The organism is Pseudomonas capsici (assembly GCF_017165765.1).
Lineage (GTDB): Bacteria > Pseudomonadota > Gammaproteobacteria > Pseudomonadales > Pseudomonadaceae > Aquipseudomonas > Aquipseudomonas capsici.
The window spans coordinates 81,215-104,166 of sequence record NZ_JAFGZD010000013.1 but is presented as its reverse complement, the minus strand read 5'-3'; the positions used below and the strand labels follow the sequence as shown (position 1 = coordinate 104,166).

Sequence of the window (22,952 nt, the reverse complement as noted above, 5' to 3'; positions counted from 1 at the left end):
CCTCGCACTCACTTTTAAAAAAACAACAGGTGAAGCGATGGCAGCGCAATTGATCGCGCTCGATTGGGGAACAACCTCACTTCGTGCTTATCGACTTGGCGAACACGGTCAGGTCCTGGAACAGCGCTCCTTGAGCGCAGGCATCATGCAGTTGCCGGATACGCCGCGGCTGATTGCGGGCGCATTGTGTAGCGATGGCTTTGAGCTGGCTTTCGATCAGGCCTGTGGCGACTGGCTCGATGCACAACCGGATCTGCCGGTGATTGCCTGTGGCATGGTGGGCAGTGCCCAGGGCTGGCGCGAAGCCGTATACCGGGAAACCCCGGCCAGCGTCAGTGAGTTGAGCGCAGCCCTGCAGAGCGTGCGCAGTCTGCGGGGTGTTGATATCCATATCATTCCCGGCGTCTTGCAGCGCTCAACGCTGCCCAATGTGATGCGCGGCGAAGAAACCCAGGTGCTCGGTGTACTGGCTTCGCTCGACGAGGCGGCGACCTGCCGGCCACTGTTGATCGGTCTTCCCGGCAGCCACTCCAAATGGGTGCATGTGGTGGAAGGCTGCATTGTCCATTTCGATACCTTCATGACCGGCGAGGTGTACGCCGCCTTGTGCGGCCATACCATTCTCGGTCGCACCATGCGCCCGGGCGAAACCTTCGATACCAGTGCATTCGACTGCGGGCTGTCCATCGCTCTGTCGCATGAGGGGGCATCCGGTCTGCTCTCGACCATTTTCAGTTCCCGAACCCTGGGGTTGACCGGCCAGCTCGATGCCAGCGCCCAGCCTGACTATCTGTCCGGTCTGCTCATCGGCCATGAACTGGAAGCCCTGACACGAATCCAGCAAGAAACGTTCAAGCAACTGCCTGCCGTCATTCTGATCGGTAGCGAGTCGCTTTGTGCGCGTTACACACGTGGCCTTGCGGCGTGCGGTTTCGAGCAGGTGACGACGGCCGCCCAGGCGACCGAGCGGGGCCTGTGGCAAGTGGCCGTTCAGGCTGACCTGATCGCGTCCGGGTCTTCAACAGATTCCCATGAGGTGTGAAATGCTCAAACAAGCTCTGCAGGAAAACGGACTGGTCGCGATTCTGCGCGGCCTGCGTCCCGAAGAAGCGCCAGCCATTGGAGAGGTCTTGTATCAGGCCGGTTTCCGGGTGATCGAGGTGCCCCTCAACTCGCCGCAGCCCTATGACAGCATCACCCTGCTGCGTCAGTACCTGCCTGCCGACTGTCTGGTCGGTGCGGGAACCGTGCTGACCGCGGAGCAGGTCGTTCAGGTCAAGGAGGCGGGCGGTCAGGTCATTGTCATGCCGCACAGTGACCCCAAGGTCCTGCGCGCGGCCAAGGCGGCCGGATTGTTTCTGTCGCCGGGCGTCGCCACGCCCACCGAAGCCTTTGACGCCCTGGCCGAAGGTGCCGATGTGCTCAAGCTGTTTCCTGCCGAGCAGATGTCCCCAGCGGTGGTAAAGGCCTGGCTGGCGGTGCTGCCAGCGGGCACGGTGCTGCTGCCGGTGGGCGGTATCACGCCGCAGAACATGAAGGACTTCCTCGATGCCGGCGTCAAAGGCTTTGGCTTGGGTTCCGGGCTGTTCAAGCCAGGCATGAGCGTGGCGGATGTCGAGCAGCGCGCCAAGGCTTATGTCAGCGCCTGGCGTGAACTGACTTCCAACTGACCGGCGCACCCAGCGCTTCTTCCCATACCTATAAGAGAAATTGCACACATGAAAATCACCAAGCTCACGACCTTTATCGTTCCGCCACGCTGGTGCTTTCTGAAAGTCGAAACCGATGACGGCGTCGTCGGCTGGGGCGAGCCGGTTGTCGAAGGTCGCGCCCATACTGTCGCCGCAGCGGTGGAGGAGCTTTCCGATTATCTGATCGGCAAGGACCCGCGCAATATCGAGGATATCTGGACGGTGCTGTACCGCGGCGGTTTCTATCGTGGTGGCGCGGTGCACATGAGTGCGCTGGCCGGTATCGACCAGGCGCTGTGGGATATCAAGGGCAAGGCCCTGGGCGTTTCGGTCAGCGATCTGCTGGGTGGTCAGGTACGGGACAAGATCCGCGTGTATTCCTGGATCGGCGGCGATCGGCCCGCCGATACCGCTCGTGCTGCCAAGGAAGCAGTGGGGCGTGGCTTTACCGCCGTGAAAATGAACGGCACCGAAGAGCTGCAGTTTCTCGACACCTTCGACAAGGTCGATCTGGCGCTGGCCAACGTGGCTGCGGTACGCGACGCAGTCGGGCCGAATGTCGGCATTGGCGTGGACTTTCATGGCCGGGTCCACAAGCCCATGGCCAAGGTGCTGATGAAGGAACTGGACCCCTTCAAGCTGATGTTTATCGAAGAGCCGGTCCTCAGCGAGAACTACGAGGCGCTCAAGGAACTGGCACCCCTGACCAGCACGCCCATTGCCCTGGGTGAGCGGCTGTTCTCGCGTTGGGACTTCAAGCGGGTTCTGAGCGAAGGCTATGTCGATATCATCCAGCCGGATGCCTCGCATGCCGGTGGCATCACCGAAACCCGCAAGATCGCCAATATGGCCGAAGCCTACGACGTGGCGCTGGCGCTGCATTGCCCGCTGGGGCCGATTGCGCTGGCGGCCTGCCTGCAGCTGGATGCAGCCTGCTACAACGCCTTCATTCAAGAGCAGAGCCTGGGCATTCACTACAACGAGAGCAACGACCTGCTGGACTATGTGAAGCACCCCGAGGTGTTCGACTACGACAAGGGCATGGTGAAGATCCCCAACGGACCGGGCCTGGGCATCGAGATCAATGAAGAGTACGTCAAGGAGCGTGCTGCCATCGGCCACCGCTGGCGCAACCCGATCTGGCGCCATGCCGACGGCAGCTTTGCCGAATGGTGATGGCGATCTGAAGGATCGTGCAGCCTCTGGCGCTGCACGATCAGGCATTGCAGAACGCAGTCCTCACATAAATCCAACAAGGGGCAATCTTCATGCAAACCCGCACTCTCGAAGGGGCGGCATCTTTAGTCACGCCTACTCGCAAGCGTTTCTTCATCATGGTGCTGCTGTTCATCACGGTGGTGATCAATTATCTGGACCGCAGCAACCTGTCCATCGCTGCGCCGGCTCTGACCAGCGAACTGGGTATCGACCCGGTGCATGTCGGTCTGATTTTCTCGGCTTTCGGCTGGACTTATGCGGCCATGCAGCTCCCCGGCGGCTGGCTGGTGGATCGTGTTCCGCCGCGTATTCTTTACACCGCCGCGCTGCTGCTATGGTCGATTGCGACCGTCATGCTGGGCTTTGCCGCGAGTTTCATTGCGCTGTTCGTGCTGCGCATGGCCGTCGGTGCGCTGGAAGCGCCTGCCTACCCGATCAACAGTCGCGTGGTCACCTCCTGGTTTCCCGAGCGCGAGCGGGCCACGGCCATCGGTTTCTATACGTCGGGGCAGTTTGTCGGCCTGGCGTTCCTGACTCCGGTCCTGGCCTGGCTGCAAGCCCATTACGGCTGGCATATGGTGTTTGTCGTCACCGGTGGTGTCGGCATACTCTGGGCCGTGATCTGGTATGCGGTGTATCGCGAGCCGCGTGATTTCAAAGGCATCAACAAGGAAGAGATCGACCTGATCCGCGAAGGCGGAGGTCTGGTGGATATCCAGGTCGATACCGAAAAGCAGAAGCGTGGCTTCAGTTGGCAGGATCTGGGTGTGGTGCTGAGTCAGCGCAAGCTGTGGGGCATTTATCTGGGGCAGTTCTGCCTCAATTCGACCCTCTGGTTCTTCCTGACCTGGTTCCCCACCTATCTGGTCAAGTATCGCGGTATGGATTTCATCAAGTCCGGACTGCTGGCGTCCTTGCCGTTTCTGGCGGCTTTTGTCGGCGTACTCTGCTCGGGGTTTTTCTCGGACTGGCTGATCCGGCGCGGCCATAGTGTGGGTCTGGCGCGCAAGTTGCCGATCATTGCCGGTCTGCTGATTTCCACCTCGATCATCGGTGCCAACTACGTGGACTCCACGCCGCTGGTGATTGCGTTCCTGGCGCTGGCGTTCTTCGGCAATGGTCTGGCGTCGATCACCTGGTCGCTGGTTTCGACGCTGGCTCCGGCACGTCTGCTGGGGCTGACCGGTGGCACCTTCAATTTCATCGGTAACCTGGCGGCGATTGCCACACCGATCGTGATCGGCTTTCTGGCGTCGGGTGATTCCTTTGCGCCTGCCATCACCTACATCGCTGTGCTGGCGCTGATTGGCGCGCTGTCCTACATCCTGCTGGTGGGCAAGGTGGAACGCATCGAGTTGTGATAACGGCCTGCGGAAAGGCTGGCACTGCCAGCTTTTCTCGGGGCTGTTCCGGTGGCTTCAGAGCCCGGCGGCTGCCACCTGATGACGGCCGGACTTCTTGGCCATGTACAACTGATTGTCTGCTTCCCGCAAAAAGGCATCCTGTGTGCCAGTGGGCGTCGCAACAGTGCTGGCAACCCCGAGGGAAATGGTGACCTTCTGGCCGATATCGGAACCCAGGTGTTCCATCTCCAAGGCATCTACAGCGTCTTTCATGGTTTCGGCTACATTGACGGCCCCTGAAATATCCGTATGGGGCAGGATGCAGACGAACTCTTCTCCTCCATAACGTGCCAGCAGATCGAAAGGACGCCGGATCAGCCCGGACAAGGATTGAGCAATGGATTTCAGGCACTGGTCGCCTGCCTGATGGCCGTACCGGTCGTTGTAAAGTTTGAAGTAGTCGACATCGATCATTATAAGGGACAGGGGAGTGCCGTTACGGTCACTCTGACGCCAGCATTGTTCGAGCATTTCATCAAACTTTCTTCTGTTGGAAACCCCCGTCAGGCCATCGGTAAATGCGCTGCGCCTGAGCAGGTCGCTTTGCAGCTTGAGGGTCAGGTGAGTAATGACTCGGGCTCTGACGATCGTTGGATTGATGGGTTTGGTTATAAAGTCTACGGCCCCTAATTCGAAGCCCTTGACTTCATCGAGTTCATCTCTGTTGGCTGTTACGAAAATGATGGGGATGTGTTGCGTCAGTGGCGAGTCTTTCATCTGGCGACAGACTTCATGTCCATCGGTCCCTTCCATGACGACATCCAGCAATACGAGGTCAGGAAGTTGAGTTGCAGACAACATCAGCGCTTGCTGCCCGTCGGTCGCCATGATGATGTCGCAGGACTCTCGAAATATTTCTCTGAGAATCAGAATGTTGCTTGCCTGGTCATCGACAATAAGAATCTTGGGCCTGGCAGTGATCCCGGGCCCCCACACGTCATGAGTGAAATTCATTCTTCCGGTTTCCGGCTGTGGTCATCGAGAATGTTCAGCGCTGAGCGAAAGTCGAGCTCGTTTATTCGTTGAAGCAGCAACTGAAGTTGAGACTTGTCCATATAGGGAATTCCCCGGGTAAGCGTATCGGCCTGCTCAAGGACGTCGAGGTTTCCAGCGCAGAGTAATTCCCTGAGTGTTTTCAGCCGGGTTTCCCAGCCTTCGGTATCCGATGTCGCAACAAGGGCGGCAGGACGACTTTCTGTTTCGTGGAACATGGCTTGCAGGGCCTGTTCGTTTTCGTGAAGTGCTTTACGAAATGTCGGGATATCGATTTGCGATATCCCATGGACTGCATCGTCTGGCGGGCCGGATTTCAATAGTTTTTCCGATGAAGCTGCCAGTTCGGAAAGCGATTTTGCTCCCATGGTCGATGCGCTGCCCTTGAGCGTGTGCAGAAGGTTAAGGATAGAAGGGCGGTTCTGGTCGGCCAGTGCTGTTTCCAGAGCCGTTAATTGAGTTTCCGTGTTGGTCAGGAAACTGCTCAGAACCTGCCTGATAAGTGAGGTGTTATTACCGAATCGCGCCAGAATATGTTCTTTCTCCTCCACGGCCGAGCCGGATGAGCGAGCAGACACGGGCTCGTCACGAAGGGGCGGGGCAACGCCCGAAATATGGCTCAGCAGGCATGAAACCAGACGCTCGTTATCTATGGGCTTGGCTATATGGTCATTCATGCCGGCTTTCAGGCATGCCACTTGATCGTCACGGGTTACATTGGCGGTCATCGCCAGAATGGGGAGTGTGGTAAATCTCTGGTCTTCGCGGATTCTGCGGGTTGCTTCCAGCCCGTCGATGTCAGGCATTTGCATATCCATCAGGACTGCATCAAAAGGATGTCTGGACTGCAATACAGCTTGAACGCCTTCCAGTCCACCTTCTGCCATTGCGACGATAGCGCCCTCGGCAGCGAGCAATTCGGAGGCGACCTGGCGATTCAGAAAGTTGTCTTCCACCACCAGTACACGGACGCCTTCGAGCCTCTTGTTCTTTTTCTTTCTGTCGCTGGCGGGAGGCGGGTTTGCTGCAGAGGTTCCGAGTGACCGGGTGATGGCCCCTGACAGTTGGGAGGGGGTGACGGGTTTCGTCAGAACATCAGAAAAAACAGACGTCAGATTATTCTGTTCCTGGGCCAATACTTCGCGACCGAAGGCCGTAATCATTATGATTCGGGGCTTATCCGTCATGCCTTGAATGATCTGTGCGGTTTCCAGCCCGTCAAGTTCCGGCATTTGCCAGTCCATCAGCACAATGTCGTAATGCCTGTTCTTTGATTGGGCATTGCGTACTTGCGCCACAGCCTTGCTTCCGCTGTTGACACAATCGGCTTGCCACCCAAGTGCGGTAATCATCTGGGTCAATGAAACAGCAGATTCCTGATTGTCGTCCACGATCAGAATATTCAGGGTTTCCTTGAGGGGGCCGCACAGATCTATCAGGGAGTTATTGCTGTCAATCACCAGTTCAATCTCGAACCAGAAACAGCTTCCTTGTCCCAGCGTGCTGTCGACCTGCAATTTTCCTCCCATCAATTCGACCAGGCGTCTTGAAATGACCAGCCCAAGCCCTGTACCTCCGAACCTGCGAGAAATAGAGGCTTCTGCTTGTGTAAAGCCATCAAAGATAATCTTTTGCTGTGCCTCGCTTATACCGATCCCTGTGTCCTTGACCGAGATGCACAAGCGAATGCTTTCAGGTTTTCTGAGCACCTCTTTGATACCGATGGTTACCTGACCCTGATGGGTGAACTTCAACGCATTGCCTGCAAGATTGATGAGAATCTGCTGCAGTCTCATCCGGTCTCCGATCAGGACGCCCGGAATGTTGTAATCCAGGTCATAAAGGACCTCGACATCCTTGCCATCCTGATTGCCGGACAGCACGGTCGAGAGTTCCTGCAACAGCGAATCCACTTCAAAGGCATGGATATCCAGAATCAGTTTTCCGCTCTCGACCTTGGAGTAATCCAGGATGTCGTTGAGCAGGCCCAATAATGATGTTGCCGCCGAATGGGCTTTGCTGACGTAATCGTGCTGGCGCACATTGAGATCGGTCTGCTTGACCAGATGCAGCATGCCCAGCACGGCATTCATGGGGGTGCGGATTTCATGGCTCATATTGGCCAGGAACGATGACTTGGCCGCGCTTGCGGCGTCTGCCAGATCCTTGGCTTCGCGCAGCGAGGTTTGAAGCCTTCGCTCTTCGGTTATGTCGAGATTGATGCCGGTTATGCGCGTTGCCGTGCCTGTGGCATCGTAATGAACACGCGCTGCGGCCTGGATGAAACGAATTTCGCCATTGGGTAGAAGGGCACGGAATATCGGGTCGTAGACGCCGATACCCAGTATGGCGTTATTGAGTTTGCGTTCGGTTTCTTCGATATCGTCGGGGTGGACTCGGTTTCTCCAGTGCTCATATTTCAGCGCGCCGTTCTGCAGGTCATGTGGCAGCGCATAGAGCTTGTACATCTGGTCGTTGAATTCAAGGTGCGCCTTGACCAGATCCCAGTTCCAGATCCCCAGATTGGCAACTTCTGCCGCCAGTGTCGTATGGTCGTGAGCTGCGAGGATTTCGTCGCGCTGTCGTCGTTGTTCGGTAAGGTCCGCTACGATTGCCACGAACATGGGTTCTTCGGATGAGTCCATGATCCCCAGGCTCATTTGCGCCGGGTATGAACTGCCATCCTTTCTCAATACTTCAACTTCCTGACCGGAGTTGTAGTTTTCGATACATAGCCGACTGAGAAACTCACTGGTAGAAGCGGGGCCCTGTTCCTCAAACAGCTTGGGCATCAAGTCGATTGCATGGATAGCTTCCAGTTCGTTACCGCCATATCCGAATGCACGTTCGGCCGCAGGGTTGTAGGTTTTCAACATACCCTCGCCATCCAGGGTGATGACCGGGTTGACTGCGGTGGCGAGAATGGCACGAGTGGTTGCCAGACTGCTGGCCAGTTCCTTTTCAAAGGCTTTGCGTGAAGTGATATCTGTGGCAATGCCCAGATAACCGGCAATGGTGCCGTCAAGATTGCGAACCACCGTGACCGATAATGAAACGGTAATGTGGGATGCATCCTTGCGTACATAAGTCCATTCGCGGGTCTCCGACCCTTGCTGTTCTGCAACCTCAACAAAGGTTCGAATGCCTTCGATGGGTTTGTGAAATTGAGCGGACAGTTCGGCTTGCCTTTCGAGCACCTCCGATTCCAGATGGAAAAGGCCAGGAGTCATGCGATCGACGACTTCATCTGCGCTATAACCCAGCATGTTCTGGGCACCGTGATTGAAGATTTTTACGATGCCTTGTGTGTCGGTGACGACAACCGATATTTCCGAAGCCGATTCAAGAATACTGCCCAGCAGCACATTGAGATTTTCCAGTTCGATGGTCCGCTCGGATACCTGGCGCTCCAGATCGGCATTCAGTTCATGAATCCTGGCTTCGGCAGCTTTCTGCCCGGAAATGTTTCGTACGGTTTTGGAGGCACCAGCTACTGAGCCATCGGGAGCAAATATGGGGGATACGCTGACGGATACATCAATGAGGTGACCGTCTTTATGTCGTCGTATGGTGTGGTGATTGGTAAAGCGATCACCCCCCGATATTCTGGATAATATTTCCGTTTCTTCCTGAGCAAGTGTGTCCGGCGTTACCAGTTCCCGGATGGTTTTACCTATGGCCTCCCTGGAGGAGTAGCCGAACATGATTTCTGCACCATGATTCCAGCTTGTAACCCTTCCTTGAAGATCCTTGCCGATAATTGCATCGGTCGAACTTTCAACGATGGCGCTTATCCGTGCCTGCTGATTGGAAAACTGTCTGCGCCTGATGGATGCCGTTTCCATCAGGCTGACTAACAATGCCAGCAAGGCGCTGATCAACAGCCCGCTCACCATGACCGAGCGCGGTGAAGTCAGGTTCAGACTGCTGGCAAAGGCAGGGTGAGCAGCGGTAGTCAGTTTCCAGGTGCGGCCATATAGCTGGATTGTTTTCTCGACTTCGATCTCGTCGGGTGTTTCATGGGTGAGGTTGTCGGTCGTGTAAAAGGGCGATGAGTCATTACTCTCGGTGATGTCATTGAGAGTAATGGCCAGTTTTTGTGGGTCGATGGTCAGTCCGGCCAATACTTCGGACATGAGGAGCGGGGCATAACTCCAGCCTATGCAATGCCTTTCGCGGTTTTTTTCACCCTCTGGTGTTTGACCTTCTTCATAGATGGGAAGAAGTATCAGAAACGATTGCTGTGGTTTTCCTGACTCCTGAACCAGAGTAATGGGGCCACTGAGGGTTGTATTTCCTGTTTTCATCGCGCTCAGGGCAGCCTGGCGGCGAGTGTCTTGCGATGCTATGTCCAGTCCTATCGCGGATAAGTTTCGATCAACGGGCTCTATGTACTGAATGACATATCGCTCGCCTGTATTGGGCGAGAGTTCTCTGATATTGAAGTCTTGTCTGTCGTCTGCTCGAGCTTTTGCCAGAAAGGACGCCTGATCTTCGACGGGCACACGGCGAATGAATCCGAACCCGCGAGCACCGGGAAACTCCTTGTTGATATCTCGGGTCTGGCTGTAGCGGTAAAATAGATCGCGGCTTATGTTTTCACCGGCAGTAAGGATTACGCCCCGGACCCCGCGAAGTCCGTACTGGTAGAGATCGACTCTTTCCACTGTTGCTTGTGCAAGGTTTTCTGCTTCGTTGTTCAGGCGTGTGAGGAGGTATTTTCTGTTTTGTATGTCTACCACCCAGGCACTCAGCAGCGACACGGTGATGCCGACTGCGAGTGTAAGGTAGAGAGAAGGGCGCAGCCGGGGAATACTCAGGTTCTTGACCACTGGGCGTGTCCATTCGCGAATGACCTGTCATGCGACTCTGCGGTAATGGGGGCTTTCTGCTTTCCATTTTGCCTTGAGCATAGTTCGCATTCTTTTATCCTGCCGCCTGTCCTCTCCTTTGTATGAAAAATCTGGCGTTCAGCTGAGAGTCTTCTCCTTTATCCCGGCGATAAGCACCACATGGCCAATGAAAGCCAGTCTTGTTGCGAAAACTGTCAGCCTGTGTCGAAGGCGGGTGACTGGCATGCACGAGAGCTGATGGGGATAATGCCGTCAGCTTTCCGATCTATAAGGGCTGATATGCACAATGATCCACACTCGCCTGTGAGCAATACAGGCAAGGACTCCGCGCCGACCGGGACTCAGACCCTGTTGCGTGGTCTGGCGGTGGTGCAGGCCGTGGCCAGCGGTGCCCGCGACCTGAAAGCGATTTCCAGCCTGATCGGCACCACCCGCAGCACGACCCATCGCCTGGTCAGTTGCCTGGTGGATGAGCGATATCTGCGGGTGCTGCCTCAGGTGGGTTATCTGCTGGGTCCCAAGTTGATCGAGCTGGGTTTCCAGGCTCGGGAAGAGGTGCCATTGGCGATTCTGGCCCGGCCTTATCTGGACGAATTGTCGGAACTGACGGGCGACACTGTGCATCTGGCGATTCGCGACGCTGACGACGTGCTTTACCTGCACAAGAACCCTGGCCGCAATGGTCCTGAGATGCGTTCCCGGGTAGGACACCGCATGCCGTTGGTACGTACGGGCATTGGCAAGGCGTTGCTGTTGGATAGCCAGGAGCAGGAGTGGCAAAGGCTGTATGAAATCAGCCTGCCGGTTGCCGGAAAGAACCCGCAGTGGCCGACTCACGAGCAGCAGACCTGGGAGCAGCTACGTCAGCGCAGACAAGAGTATGTGCAGGGAGGCTATGCGTTCGATCTGGAGGACAACGAACCATCGATTCGCTGCGTGGCGGCACCGGTTCGCGATGCGGGCAAGCAGATTGTTGCGGCGATCAGTATTGCCAGTACCGTGCCGTACATGCCGCTGGAGAAAATGGCCGATCTGGTGCCGGTCATCAAGGAAGCGGCGGCAAGGCTTTCGGCGGAGCTGGGTGGGTAAGTGTGTTTAAGGTACAAACAAAACTTATGGGAGGCAGCTTGCTGGGTCTTTTCGCCAGCAAGCTGCCTCCCACAAAGTGATTTATGTCGATTTATGCTTTCAGAGTCGCCATATCGATCACGAAACGGTATTTCACGTCACCCGCGAGCATGCGCTCGTAGGCCTCGTTGATATTGCGGATATCGAGCATTTCGATATCGCAGGTAATGTCGTTTGCTGCGCAGAAGTCCAGAACCTCCTGGGTTTCTGCGATCCCGCCGATCAGCGAACCGGCAATCACACGACGCTTCATGACCAGATGGGCGGCGTGGATGGGCGGTTCTACCGGCTCGATCAGGCCGACCAGAATATGCACGCCGTCAAAGCTCAGGGTTTCCAGGTAGGGGTTCAGGTCGTGTTGTACCGGAATGGTGTCCAGCAGGAAGTCGAAGCGACCGGCGGCGGCTTTCATCTGTTCGGCGTCGGTGGAGACGATCACATGATCCGCACCCTGGCGACGGGCTTCCTGGGCTTTTGATGCCGAGCGGGTGAAGAGGGTGACTTCGGCGCCCATAGCCTTGGCGAACTTGATACCCATATGGCCCAGACCGCCCATGCCGAGAATCCCGACCTTGTCGCCCGCCTTGACGCCGTAGTGCTTGAGCGGCGAGTAAGTGGTGATACCGGCACAGAGAATGGGTGCTGCAGCCGCCAGGTCGAGTTTTTCCGGGATGCTGACCACGAACTCCTCGCGCACCACAATGCTGTTGGAATAGCCGCCCATGGTGTTGCTGCCGTCCACGCGGTCAGGGGTGGCGTAGGTCATGGTCGGGCCTTCCAGGCAGTACTGCTCCAGATTTGCCTGACAGGCCGAGCACTGTTGGCAGGAGTCGACCATGCAGCCGACGCCCACCAGATCGCCCACTTTGTATTTGCCTGCTTGCGGGCCGGTAGCTGTGACCTTGCCGACGATTTCGTGGCCCGGCATCAGCGGGTAGACGGCAATACCCCATTCGTTGCGGGCCTGGTGAATGTCGGAGTGGCAGACGCCGCAGTAGAGGATTTCGATGGCAACGTCGTTGGCGCGCAGGCTGCGACGTTCAAAGGTCATGGGGGCGAGGGGAGCGGTGGCTGACTGGGCGGCGTAACCGATGGCTGTGTACATGTTGTTCCTCGCAGATCAAGGGTGGATAGTGCTGGCTATTTTCCTGGTACGGGGCGTCGAGGGCTATGAGCATTCCTCCGCGAGTCATGCCTATTCCTCCGAAAAATGGCTATCGGAGATGGCTGAAAGGCTGATATCTGCGATGATGCACATGTCTGATTCTCTACCCGGTGCTCCATGTCACTCCCTCATCCTGCCGATACCAATGCCACCCTCGTTTCCCTGATAAAGCCCTTGGCCACGCGCCCCGGTTTCATGCCGACGCTGCTGCCGGAGGTCAAGGTGGTCTCGGCTTATGAGTATGTGGCCAGCAGCCCGCAGATTTATGAGCCGAGCCTGATGATCGTCGCTCAGGGCGGCAAGCTGGCCAGTCTGGGGGCGCGCACGCTGGATTACGGTGCCGGACATTACCTGGTGCAGGCGCTTTCCGTGCCTTTCATGTGTGAAACCTTTGCCACGCCTGAGGCTCCGTTGCTGGGCGTCTCGGTGGCGATTGACCGGGTAGTGCTGGGTGAGTTGGTGCAGTTGATGGGGCCGGTGCCCGATCACGCCATCGAGGCGCAGACGCCTGAGTCCATGACGTCGGCGGTGCTGGATGCCCCGATGCGCGAGAGTGTGGAGCGGTTGTTGCGCTGCCTGCATGATCCGCTGGATTGTCATGTCATGGGGCAATCACGACTGAGGGAAGTGCTGTATGCGGCACTGCGCGGTCCACAGGCGGGTGTATTGCGGGCATTGGTTGCGCAGCAGAGCCATTTCGCCCGTGTCGCAGCGTCTCTGGCGTATCTGCACAGCCATTATGCCGAGCCATTGAATATCGACATCCTGGCGCGACAGGCAAACATGAGCGCTTCGACCTTCCACGAGCACTTCAAGCGCAGCACCTTATTGTCGCCAGTGCAGTACCTCAAGCGCCTGCGCCTGCTCAAGGCCCAGCATATGCTGGTTGCCCAGGGAATGGGCGTGGCCCAGGTCGCGCACAGCGTCGGCTACCAGAGCACGTCTCAATTCAGTCGCGAATACAAACGCTACTTCGAGCGCAATCCCGTAGAAGAAAGCAGCTATCTGCGTATCCCCGCCTAAACAAAAAAGCCCCCGAAGGGGCTTTCTCTTGCAGCTTGCAGCTTAAAACTTGCCGCTTGTTGTTCCCTACATATTCGGGTAAGTAGGCCCGCCAGCCCCTTCCGGTGCCACCCAGGTGATGTTCTGCGCAGGGTCCTTGATGTCGCAGGTCTTGCAGTGCACGCAGTTCTGGGCGTTGATCTGGAAGCGTTTCTCGCCATCTTCCTGAGTAATCACTTCATAGACGCCGGCCGGGCAGTAGCGCTGCGCAGGTTCGTCGTAGAGGGGCAGGTTGCTGGTGATCGGAATGCTCGGATCGGCCAGCTTCAGGTGGCAAGGTTGTTCCTCTTCATGGTTGGTGCTGGAGAGGAAGACCGAGCTGAGCTTGTCGAAGCTGAGCTTGCCGTCGGGTTTCGGGTAGTCGATCTTCTTCGAGTCGGCTGCCAGCTTGAGGCAGGCGTAGTCCGGCTTGGTGTCGTGCAGGGTGAACGGGATCTTGCCGCCGAAAATGTTCTGGTCGATGAAGTTGAAGGCACCGCCCATGACCGTGCCGTACTTGTGCAGCGCCGCGCCGAAGTTACGGCTGGCGAACAGCTCTTCATGCAGCCAGCTGGCCTTGAATGCGTCGACGTAGGTGTTCAGCACATCGCCGCCTTCCTTGCCAGCGAGCAGGGCGTCGGCCACCGACTCGGCAGCGAGCATGCCGGACTTCATGGCGGTGTGGCTGCCCTTGATCTTGGCGAAGTTCAGGGTACCCAGATCGCAACCGATCAGTGCGCCGCCCGCAAAAACCATTTTCGGCAGCGAGTTCAGGCCGCCCTTGCAGATCGCACGGGCACCGTAGCTGATGCGTTTGCCGCCTTCCAGATACTGCTTGATGACCGGATGGTGCTTGTAACGCTGGAATTCGTCGAAAGGCGACAGATATGGGTTGCTGTAGGACAGATCGACGATCAGGCCGACCACCACCTGGTTGTTTTCCAGGTGATACAGGAAGGAACCGCCCATGTTCTCGTCGTCCAGCGGCCAGCCAGCGGTATGCACCACCAGGCCTTGTTCATGCTTCGCCGGATCGACTTCCCAGATTTCCTTGAGGCCGATGCCGTAATGCTGGGCATCGGCTTCGCTGTCGAGATTGAAGCGTTTGATCAGTTGCTTGCCGATATGGCCACGGCAGCCTTCGGCGAACAGCGTGTACTTGCCGCGCAACTCCATACCCGGGGTGTACAGGCCTTCTTTCGGATTGCCTTCGCGATCAACCCCCAGGTCGCCGGTGATGATCCCGCGTACCACGCCGTTTTCGTCGATCAGGGCTTCCTGGGCAGCAAAGCCCGGATAGATCTCGACACCCAGGTTTTCGGCCTGCTGGGCGAGCCAGCGACACAGGTTACCCAGGGAAATGATGTAGTTGCCCTGGTTGTGCATGGTCTTGGGCACGAACAGGTCTGGCACTTTCACGGACTTTTCGGCGCTGCGCAGCATATAGATGTCGTCACGCTTGACCGGCGTGTTGAGTGGCGCGCCAAGTTCCTGCCAGTTCGGGAAGAGCTCGTTCAGGGCGCGAGGTTCGAATACCGCGCCGGACAGAATGTGTGCGCCGACTTCGGAGCCTTTTTCCACCACGCAGACGCTGAGTTCCTGGCCCGCTTCGGCTGCCTTCTGTTTGAGGCGGCACGCGGCAGAAAGCCCGGAAGGGCCGGCTCCGACGATGACGACGTCGAATTCCATGTATTCGCGTTCCACAGGCTATCTCCTACTCTCAAGGCTCACGGTATTTTTTTATATGAAGCGTACAGGCCGACGTGCGGAGGCATGTGATGCCTGCCCGTCTTTTTCAAGGAGCGCATTATATCTACACCACTTTGCAGGTCCAATACAAACGTTTGTTTGAATTGGCCGCAGGCCTGATAAATCAAAGACGCGAGACTCAGGACTGGCCGATCTGTCGTATTGACCGGAAAAGGCGTTGCGGTCAAGATACGGGCGGTTTTGCGCTCGCCGTAGGCTGAAGCGAGGTTCAATGAAACCTCCGAAAAGGTATCGGGTGAGCGTAGTGCAGGCAGTCCGGCCATCGCGCGCGGCGCATTTTACACACCCTGGAGGCGCTTGATGGGTGTGATCTGGCCTTATATACGGTTTTTTGGCGGCTGTTCTGATAAGCAGCCCCGATGCCTGCACTGAACGATTGCTTGTTGAGGACACACCTATCGATCGTCTGGCCATGCCGGGCGACTTTCTTTTCACCGGAGAGTGAGGAATCCATGAAGGTTCTTGTAGCTGTCAAACGAGTGGTCGACTACAACGTCAAGGTTCGCGTCAAGGCGGACAACTCCGGCGTCGATCTTGCCAACGTCAAAATGTCCATGAACCCCTTCTGCGAAATTGCCGTGGAAGAGGCTGTCCGCCTGAAAGAAAAGGGCGTTGCGAGCGAAATCGTCGTGGTCACCATCGGCCCGACCACAGCCCAGGAGCAACTGCGTACCGCTCTGGCGCTGGGTGCCGACCGTGCCGTGCTGGTCGAGTCCGCCGAGGACCTGACTTCTCTGGCTGTCGCCAAGCTGCTCAAGGCTGTTGTCGACAAGGAGCAGCCACAACTGGTGATCCTGGGCAAACAGGCCATCGACAGCGATAACAATCAGACTGGCCAGATGCTGGCTGCCCTGAGCGGTTACCCGCAAGGCACCTTTGCTTCCAAGGTCGAAGTGTCGGGCGACAAGGTTGCCGTGACTCGCGAAATCGACGGCGGTCTGCAAACCGTATCCCTGAGCCTGCCGGCTATCGTGACCACGGATCTGCGTCTGAACGAGCCTCGCTATGCGTCGCTGCCCAACATCATGAAGGCCAAGAAAAAGCCGCTTGAAACCCTGACCCCGGATGCTCTGGGCGTCTCCACGGTTTCGACCAACAAGACAGTGAAGGTCGAAGCACCGGCAGCACGTAGCGCCGGTATCAAGGTGAAGTCGGTGGCCGAACTGGTCGAAAAACTGAAAACCGAAGCGAAGGTAATCTAAATGACGATCCTGGTTATCGCTGAACATGACAATGCAGCTGTGGCGCCTGCCACGCTGAACACCATTGCCGCTGCCCAGAAGATCGGTGGCGATATCAATGTCCTGGTGGCCGGTTCCGGCATCAGTGCTGTCGCCGCAGATGCTGCCAAAATCGCTGGCGTTGCCAAAGTGCTGGTTGCCGACAATGCTGCCTATGCGCATCAGTTGCCGGAAAACGTTGCGCCGCTGGTCGTCGAGTTGGCAACCGGCTACAGCCATATCCTGGCGGCCGCGACTTCCAACGGTAAAAACATTCTGCCCCGCGTTGCAGCGCAACTGGATGTGGACCAGATCTCCGAAATCGTTTCGGTCGAATCGGCTGACACCTTCAAGCGTCCGATCTACGCCGGTAACGCCATTGCCACCGTGCAATCGAGCGCGTCGATCAAGGTCATTACCGTTCGTGCAACCGGTTTCGATCCGGTAGCCGCAGAAGGTGGTTCGGCTGAGGTCGAAGCGGTTTCCGCTGCTCATGATGCTGGCAAATCGTCCTTTGTCGGTGAAGAGCTGGCCAAGTCCGATCGTCCGGAACTGACCGCTGCCAAGATCGTCGTTTCCGGCGGTCGCGGCATGCAGAACGGCGACAACTTCAAGCACCTGTACGCCCTGGCGGATAAACTGGGTGCTGCGGTGGGCGCATCCCGTGCTGCGGTCGATGCCGGTTTCGTACCCAACGACATGCAGGTCGGACAGACCGGCAAGATCGTTGCGCCTCAGCTGTATATCGCGGTGGGTATTTCCGGCGCGATCCAGCATCTGGCCGGTATGAAGGACTCCAAAGTGATCGTGGCGATCAACAAGGACGAAGAGGCTCCGATCTTCCAGGTAGCCGATTACGGTCTGGTTGCGGATCTGTTCGAAGCTGTGCCTGAGCTGGAAAAGCTGGTCTAAACCGGCTTTCGAGAACCCGTTCAATCCGGCTGTGCACTCCTGTCCCTGACAGGGCGCGTGGCCTGAGTGAACGGGTTTTTTGTTGTGTCGAAAAAGGATTATCCATGGGGCAGCCAAGGTTGTATGTGTCTTCGCTTCTTCTGGGGCTGCTTGTGTTGCCGTCGCTTGTTTCTGCGGCGGGCAAATGCGAGCGACTGATCGTTACCGGCAGCCCGGATGCGCCGCCTTACCTGTGGCGCGATCCGCAGGACCCAAGGCATTTGATGGGGGCCAATGCCGATCTGCTCAGGCAGGCGGCCGATTCTCTGGGGCTGGATGTCGAGTTTCTATACGCGGGCAAGCGCAGCCAGGCGCTGGAGGAAGTGCGTACCGGCCGCATGGATATCCTGATCGATGCACCATTGAATCAGGCTCTGGTGGATTCGTTCGACTATATCCAGCCGCCTGTCACGCACAATGAAATCCTGGTCTGGACCCGTCACGATCATGCCTTGCCTTTCAAGTCCCTGGCGGACCTGCATGGGCGGTCGGGTGCTATCTCTGAAAGAACCCGTCTGACCCAGTCGTTCGATGCGACCGTGAAGGAGCATCTGACGCTGGAGCGCTTGCCCAATCTGACCCTGGCCTTTCAGAAGCTGGCATTGGGGCAGGTCGAATATGTGCTGGCTGGACGATATTCAGGCATGGTCATGATGCAGACGCTGGGCTTGTCGTCCGATCTGGTCGCTGAGCCTGAGCCCCTTGATAAACCGGGCCTGTACCTGGCTTTGTCGATGAATTCGGCCTGCAACGATCCATGGTTGCGCGGACAGCTGGTGAAAAAGATGACAGAATCGGCGGCTTCTGGCCTTGCAGGTCAAGCCATCCAGCGCAATCTGGACGTGTGGAAAGCCCAGTTGCTGCAACCTGTCAGCACCAGCGCCCCAAACAAGTAGGAATGTTTTTTGTGAGTATTCGCCCTTTAATTGCATTCGTGGCCATCGCCACGTTGGCCGGTTGTGCCAATGATCCGGCCCCGATCGAACAGTTCAAGCTGACCGAGCAGGCTCTGGAGCAGGCCAAGGCTGTCGGCGCTACCGATGAGCAGCCCGAACTGGTCACTGCGCAATCCGCATTTGAGCAGGCGCGTGCCGATATGGCCGATAAATCCTACAAGGATGCACGTATGAATGCCGAGCGTGCCGAGCTTGATGCGCGTCTGGCCGAGGCGCGGGTGTTGACCCTGAAAAGTCAGGAGCAGATCAATCAGTTGAATGTTCGTCTCAATCGTCTGCGCAAACAGTTGGGGGAGGCTCAATGAACCGTGCTGCCCGTGTATTGAGTGGATGTGTTTTGCTGGGTTTGGCAGGACTGTCTGGTTGCGCCAGTCATCAGGACAGTGAGCAGGCTCTGCGTCAGGCCGGTACAGATTTCCAGAAAGTGAAAGAAGACCCGGATGTACTGCGCAGTGCGCCCAAGGACGTGATTCGTTCCGGTGAGTCGCTGGCGCGGGCGGAACGCCTGTCGAGTTATCTGGGCAGCGGTGCCGATGTCAGTCATTACGCCTATCTGAGTACCCGATACAGCGAGATTGCCCGCGAGCACAGCAATCTGCTGCTGGCTCAGGAGCAACTGGCCAGGCTGGAGATGGAGCGTCAGCGTCTGCAACTGGCGTTGCGCGAAGCCAAGCTGGCCAGCGCGCAGCAGCATGGCAAATGGCTGGAAGATCAGATCCTCAGCCTGGCGACAACCCAGACGGACCGTGGTCTGGTCATGACGCTGGGCGATGTGCTGTTCGATCCGGGTCATGCCGAGCTGAAAAGCTCTGCCAATCGCACGGTGCTCAAGGTCGTACAGTTTCTGCTGCTCAACCCTCGCCGCACGGTAAGGATTGAAGGCTATACCGACAGTACCGGGGACCGGCAGGAAAACCTGAAACTGTCCCGGGATCGTGCGCAATCGGTTGCCGACGTGCTGATCGATCTCGGGGTGGACGACAAACGCATCCAGGTCGAGGGCTATGGTCAGCAATATCCGGTCGATGTGAACGCTTCCGAGCGTGGGCGAGCACAGAATCGTCGGGTGGAAATCGTCTTTTCCGACGACAAGGGTCAGCTAGGCGCTGCACGTTAAGAAAAATCTGCCAAAAAAGCCCGACGTCGGAAACGGCCTCGGGCTTTTTTTGGCTTGAAAAGCCGTGAATTTGGCATCTTTGCCTGACAATATTTTTTGTCAGAGCGCACAATGATGGGCCTGAAGATAAACTGTCCCCGTACACTTTCTGACTGTTCCGGTCTTTAGGCTATTATCTCCCCTACAAAAACAAATTGCGGGTCGGTTCGAGGCTGTGTCATGACCAATCTTTTGCTTTATCAGCGCATCGCTCAGCAGTTGGCGGAAGACATCCGGCGTGGTGTCTATCAGCCCGGCGAACGTGTGCCATCGGTCCGCAAAATGAGCTCGCAGCTCAATGTCAGCCATGCAACGGTATTGCAGGCCTACGCGAATCTGGAGGATCAGGGTCTGATCCGGGCTCGTCCTCAGTCTGGCTATTACGTGCATCAGACGCCTGCACTGACGGCGTCGACGCCGGATATTGCGCGGGTGGAACGTCCAGGTCTGGTGACCCGTAGCAGCATCATCCAGCAGGTGCTGGAAGAGTCGCGCCGCGAAGGGGTATTTGCACTCGGTGCCGCCGTGCCGCATGTGGATTATCTGCCGGTACGCGCCCTGCATCAGCAACTGGCCAAGGTGACGCGTTTTCACAGCCCGCGCGCATTCAGCTACATGTTCAGCCCCGGTTTCGAACCATTGCGCAGGCAGGTTGCTATCCGCATGCGCGATGCGGGTGTCGTTGTCGATCCCTATGAAGTGGTGATTACCCACGGTTGTGTCGATGCCCTGCAAATGGCCTTGCGGGTGCTGACCCAACCCGGCGACCTGATCGCGGCCGAGTCGCCGGCCTATTACGGTCTGTTGCAACTGGCGGATCTTCTGGGGCTCAAGGTCATCGAGATTCCAAGTGACCCATCGACGGGCATCAGCCTCGAGGCTTTGCAACTGGCGGCCAACCAATGGTCGATCAAGGCTTTGGTGCTCACCGCGCGCTTGAGCAATCCGCTGGGTGGAACCATGCCGGAAGAGCGGCAGAAGAACCTGCTGCGACTGGCGTCGGATTTTGATATCCAGATCGTCGAAGACGATGTGTATGGCGAGCTGATGTTTGAAGTAGGGCGTACCAAGGCCTTGAAGGCCTTCGATCGCCTGGGGCGAGTGATTTATTGCTCCAGTTTTTCCAAGACTTTGTCGCCAGGTGTGCGTATCGGCTGGATGATTGCCGGGAAATATCAGGCGGAAATCCAGCGCCTGCAGACTTTCAGCACTCATTCGGCCTGTAGCGTCACGCAGATGGCGATTGCGGCTTATCTGGAAAACGGCGGATATGACCGGCATTTGCGTTTTATTCGCCTGGAATATCGCAAGAATCTGAGTGCTTTCCAGTTGGCGGTGCAGCAGTTCTTTCCCGAGGGGACGCAGATGAGTCGTCCGGCCGGTGGTTTTATTCTCTGGGTCAGCCTGCCGGGGCGCGTCAATACTCAGGAGTTGCATGTGAGGGCGCTGGAGCAGGGGATCAGTATCGCGCCAGGCCTTATTTTCAGTAATACAGAACAGTTCAATCACTGCATTCGGCTGAACTGTGGCATGCCCTGGAATCGTGAGGCGGAGCGTGCGTTGATGACGCTGGGGATGCTGGCCAAGCAATTGTGTCAGGAAACGGTGCCAGCTTATTGATCGGCTGTGCTTTTTATCCGATCGCTGGAACTCTTGTCTTGTCAGGTGTGCCTCAAAGGGACAGCATGTGATCTTTATGTTTCAGCCATTTACTTTTATGAATAATACGTTTCGTTGTCTCGGATTATTCGTCGTGGTGTTGTTGAGTGCTTGTGACTCTCAGGACGCGCCGATTCCAAAGCCGAAGGTTGAGGCAGGTGTGGCTGCACCTGTTGCTCCCGCTGTGCAACCAGCTGCGGCTGCCGCTGGAGATTCTGTGCCGACCAGACCTTCCGAGCCAGTGCATGAGTTGAAGCCCGGTGTACCGGTTGTTCCTGTGGTTGCGGGTAAAGGCGAGGTAACGCCGCCGCGTCCTGTTTCGAGCGCTAAAACGCCTGAATCCAAGCCTGGACAGGTCCGGTCCGACGCTGCAAAGGCCCCTGCGGTCAAGGCCGCTCCCGTCAAGGAGAAGGCCGTCGCTGCTGCTGCCAAGCGTGAAAAGAGCAAGGCGGCCAAGACTCCGGTCAAGGATGTTCGACTGCCGCAGCCCAAGCTTGACCTGAGCCTGCCGCCGGAAATGGTCAAAGAGCTTTCTCCTCCTGCCAATATCATCACGGCCAAGCGCAAGCCTCTGCTTCCACAGATGTTTGGCAACAAGGGTTCATCGTCCGATCCGAGTCCTTTTGAGCTGAATGGGCGCTTGCTGAGCAACGAAATGCAGCTGCAAATGCGCAACGAAAGTCGGCGCGATATCGAAGGGGCTGCGCTGGATTTCAAATTCAAGCAGTAAGGCCCTGTTTCTCATCTGATATGGCATTTTGAAACGTCCGTTTTAGCCGCTAAAATCTTCTTTTTTCATATTCAGCAAAGGTGCCTGGTCATGGACTGCCGCTCCGGTTGTGGTGCGTGTTGCATCGCTCCGTCTATTACTTCTCCCATTCCAGGCATGCCGCACGGCAAGCCAGCGGGTGAGCGTTGTCTGCATTTGTCCATTGAGTTGCTCTGCGGTCTGTTTGGCAAGGCTGAGCGACCTGCTGTGTGCAGTCAGTTCAAGGCGGCGGAAGATGTTTGCGGTGTCGATCAGGCTGATGCTATTCGTCTGATTGGCTGGTGGGAAAAGGCTACGGCGGTTGCATGAACTGAAGGGTGTCGTTGGGCGGAATTGCTTTATCAGAATATCAACAACAAGGAATAAACAATGAATACGCTGCATCGCATGGCTGTTGTCTGTGGGTTGACTGTGTTGCTGGCAGGTGTGGCCCAGGCTGAGGATTGGCAGGTGGCCAAGGACGAGGAGGGGATCAAGGTATCTCTGAGTGATGTGCCGGGCTCCAAATACAAGGCTTATCGCGGTGTGACGACCATCAATGCCAGTGTGGCCAGGCTGCGCGCCCTGCAAGAGGATGTCGTGGGGGCTTGCGCCTGGATTCATGAATGCCAGTCACAGAAGCTGCTCAAGCATGAAGGCAACAAGGCCTGGACCTACACCCGGTTCAATACGCCATGGCCTGTAACGCCTCGTGACTCGATTCTGTTGATTACCAGCGAGGAGGGTGCCGATGGCAGCCTGACGCGCCATATCGATGAGCAGCCAGACTATCTGCCCGAAGAAAAGGGCTTTGTGCGTGTTGCCGAGGTCAAGGGTTTCTGGAAGCTGGTGCCCAAGGGGCCGAATCAGACGGAAGTCACCTATCAGGTGCATACCGATCCGGGCGGCAGTGTGCCGTCCTGGGTGGCCAACAAGTTCGTTGTGGATGCGCCGTTCAATACCCTGAAAGCGCTTAGAGACCGGTCGCAGAAATAGATTC

Annotated in this window: 19 protein-coding genes; 15 read left to right on the top strand and 4 right to left on the bottom strand. The window is 57.0% G+C overall.

Translation table 11 applies throughout. The features are described 5' to 3' along the window. Window positions 1-37: 37 nt before the first annotated feature. The 4 genes from JSY17_RS17255 (at window position 38) to JSY17_RS17240 (ending at window position 4,270) form a co-directional block, all read left to right on the top strand. Window positions 38-1,042 (top strand): 2-dehydro-3-deoxygalactonokinase, encoded by a 1,005-nt coding sequence (locus tag JSY17_RS17255; protein ID WP_206402520.1) that lies wholly within the window; start codon window positions 38-40, stop codon window positions 1,040-1,042. Window position 1,043: 1 nt separating this feature from the next. Beyond that, window positions 1,044-1,670 carry a 2-dehydro-3-deoxy-6-phosphogalactonate aldolase gene (locus JSY17_RS17250; protein ID WP_206402518.1) on the top strand — a complete coding sequence of 209 codons (627 nt, stop codon included), beginning with the start codon at window positions 1,044-1,046 and terminating at the stop codon, window positions 1,668-1,670. A gap of 48 nt (window positions 1,671-1,718) precedes the next feature. Next, window positions 1,719-2,867: a galactonate dehydratase gene (dgoD, locus tag JSY17_RS17245; RefSeq protein WP_117186840.1), complete on the top strand. Its 1,149-nt coding sequence runs from the start codon at window positions 1,719-1,721 to the stop codon at window positions 2,865-2,867. Window positions 2,868-2,959: 92 nt separating this feature from the next. Then, complete coding sequence (locus JSY17_RS17240; RefSeq protein ID WP_117164238.1) at window positions 2,960-4,270, top strand: MFS transporter; 1,311 nt, start codon at window positions 2,960-2,962, stop codon at window positions 4,268-4,270. Window positions 4,271-4,327: 57 nt separating this feature from the next. On the opposite strand, the gene JSY17_RS17235 is transcribed toward JSY17_RS17240, so the two are convergent. Beyond that, window positions 4,328-5,266: a diguanylate cyclase gene (locus JSY17_RS17235; RefSeq protein ID WP_206402517.1), complete on the bottom strand. Its 939-nt coding sequence runs from the start codon at window positions 5,264-5,266 to the stop codon at window positions 4,328-4,330. Continuing rightward, window positions 5,263-10,137, bottom strand: a complete 4,875-nt coding sequence (locus tag JSY17_RS17230; RefSeq protein ID WP_206402516.1) for a PAS domain S-box protein — start codon at window positions 10,135-10,137, stop codon at window positions 5,263-5,265. Before JSY17_RS17230 ends, JSY17_RS17235 begins: the two co-directional genes overlap by 4 nt. Before the next feature lie 300 nt (window positions 10,138-10,437). Here JSY17_RS17230 and JSY17_RS17225 point away from each other — a divergent pair, with 300 nt between their 5' ends. Beyond that, complete coding sequence (locus tag JSY17_RS17225) at window positions 10,438-11,247, top strand: IclR family transcriptional regulator (protein WP_117182456.1); 810 nt, start codon at window positions 10,438-10,440, stop codon at window positions 11,245-11,247. 91 nt (window positions 11,248-11,338) lie between these two features. Here JSY17_RS17225 and JSY17_RS17220 read toward each other — a convergent pair whose 3' ends face one another. Next, a complete protein-coding gene (locus JSY17_RS17220) occupies window positions 11,339-12,391 on the bottom strand; it encodes an NAD(P)-dependent alcohol dehydrogenase (RefSeq protein ID WP_117182458.1) in 1,053 nt (350 codons plus the stop codon). Window positions 12,392-12,568: 177 nt separating this feature from the next. Between JSY17_RS17220 and JSY17_RS17215 the strand changes: the two genes are divergently transcribed. After that, window positions 12,569-13,474 carry an AraC family transcriptional regulator gene (locus JSY17_RS17215; RefSeq protein ID WP_206402515.1) on the top strand — a complete coding sequence of 302 codons (906 nt, stop codon included), beginning with the start codon at window positions 12,569-12,571 and terminating at the stop codon, window positions 13,472-13,474. A gap of 66 nt (window positions 13,475-13,540) precedes the next feature. On the opposite strand, the gene JSY17_RS17210 is transcribed toward JSY17_RS17215, so the two are convergent. After that, entirely contained in the window at window positions 13,541-15,196 is a 1,656-nt protein-coding gene (locus JSY17_RS17210; protein ID WP_206402514.1) for an electron transfer flavoprotein-ubiquinone oxidoreductase, read from the bottom strand. A gap of 518 nt (window positions 15,197-15,714) precedes the next feature. On the opposite strand from JSY17_RS17210, the gene JSY17_RS17205 reads away from it, so the two are divergent. The 9 genes from JSY17_RS17205 to JSY17_RS17165 all read left to right on the top strand — a co-directional run bounded on the left by JSY17_RS17205 (window position 15,715) and on the right by JSY17_RS17165 (window position 22,948). After that, on the top strand, window positions 15,715-16,464 hold the full coding sequence (locus tag JSY17_RS17205; protein WP_122371212.1) for an electron transfer flavoprotein subunit beta/FixA family protein: 750 nt from the start codon (window positions 15,715-15,717) through the stop codon (window positions 16,462-16,464). Continuing rightward, window positions 16,465-17,394, top strand: coding sequence for an electron transfer flavoprotein subunit alpha/FixB family protein (locus tag JSY17_RS17200; RefSeq protein ID WP_206402513.1), 930 nt, complete (start codon window positions 16,465-16,467; stop codon window positions 17,392-17,394). Window positions 17,395-17,498: 104 nt separating this feature from the next. Then, window positions 17,499-18,329 (top strand): substrate-binding periplasmic protein, encoded by an 831-nt coding sequence (locus JSY17_RS17195; RefSeq protein WP_117182470.1) that lies wholly within the window; start codon window positions 17,499-17,501, stop codon window positions 18,327-18,329. 11 nt (window positions 18,330-18,340) lie between these two features. Beyond that, window positions 18,341-18,694 (top strand): DUF4398 domain-containing protein, encoded by a 354-nt coding sequence (locus JSY17_RS17190; RefSeq protein WP_117164317.1) that lies wholly within the window; start codon window positions 18,341-18,343, stop codon window positions 18,692-18,694. Next, window positions 18,691-19,506 (top strand): OmpA family protein, encoded by an 816-nt coding sequence (locus tag JSY17_RS17185; protein WP_117164254.1) that lies wholly within the window; start codon window positions 18,691-18,693, stop codon window positions 19,504-19,506. Before JSY17_RS17190 ends, JSY17_RS17185 begins: the two co-directional genes overlap by 4 nt. 219 nt (window positions 19,507-19,725) lie before the next feature. Beyond that, on the top strand, window positions 19,726-21,165 hold the full coding sequence (locus JSY17_RS17180; protein ID WP_117182472.1) for an aminotransferase-like domain-containing protein: 1,440 nt from the start codon (window positions 19,726-19,728) through the stop codon (window positions 21,163-21,165). Window positions 21,166-21,241: 76 nt separating this feature from the next. Next, on the top strand, window positions 21,242-21,934 hold the full coding sequence (locus tag JSY17_RS17175; protein ID WP_232849517.1) for a translation initiation factor 2: 693 nt from the start codon (window positions 21,242-21,244) through the stop codon (window positions 21,932-21,934). A 90-nt stretch (window positions 21,935-22,024) separates the two neighbouring features. After that, on the top strand, window positions 22,025-22,282 hold the full coding sequence (locus tag JSY17_RS17170) for a YkgJ family cysteine cluster protein (RefSeq protein WP_117182473.1): 258 nt from the start codon (window positions 22,025-22,027) through the stop codon (window positions 22,280-22,282). A 60-nt stretch (window positions 22,283-22,342) separates the two neighbouring features. After that, complete coding sequence (locus tag JSY17_RS17165) at window positions 22,343-22,948, top strand: START domain-containing protein (protein WP_117182475.1); 606 nt, start codon at window positions 22,343-22,345, stop codon at window positions 22,946-22,948. Window positions 22,949-22,952: the final 4 nt, after the last annotated feature.